General features: G+C 34.5%; 1 pseudogene. It reads right to left on the bottom strand.

Annotation, left to right across the window (positions count from 1 at the left end):
- Nucleotides 1-200, bottom strand: a pseudogene (locus TCEL_RS00590) (Lon family ATP-dependent protease); the annotation flags it as partial.
- Between the last annotated feature and the right edge of the window lie 459 nt (nt 201-659).

A 659-nucleotide genomic window follows, 5' to 3' on the forward strand; every position in this document is an offset into this window, starting at 1 on the left:
ATTTCACCAATTTCATCTATAAAAAGAACTCCACCATGGGCCTTAGTTACAAGTCCAAGCTTTGGTTCTGGGATACCTGTTTCTATAAAATACCCTTTTTCGTCTCCTTGATATATAGGATCATGTACTGAACCTAATAGTGGACTTGTTATTTCTCTTGGATCCCATCTTAATGTTGTACCATCAACTTCAACAAATGGTGCATCTTCTCTAAATACAGACGTTTTAAATTCCTTTGMTAWAAGACTACTTGCTACAAAGGCTATTTTAACCAAAGAACTCTCTAAAGGAATAGGTGATCCAAAGGATGACAGTAGTGATCCCTATATAAGTATGCTTATAAATACTCAGCTCTCCGATACACTAGAAAGAAAAACTTGAGAAGATAGAACATGCCCATAAAAAACCCTTAACTTTGCAAGAGTTGATTTTACAGAAGATGGTTMMAAAAATAGAGAAAAGCTTTATATTGGAAAAATGTGCGTTCTTGATGATAAAATTTTAAACCATATATAATTGACTGGAGAGCTCCAATTGCCAACTTATACTATGAAGGTCGCCTTGGGAAAGCCCACTATGTTTGTCCTGATGGAAAAATTTATGGATAAATACATCTAAAAAGGCAGTACACCATTGAAGAAGGAAAGCTTCGTAATATA

It is taken from the genome of Thermobrachium celere DSM 8682 (genome assembly GCF_000430995.1).
GTDB classification, from domain to species: domain Bacteria; phylum Bacillota; class Clostridia; order Clostridiales; family Caloramatoraceae; genus Thermobrachium; species Thermobrachium celere.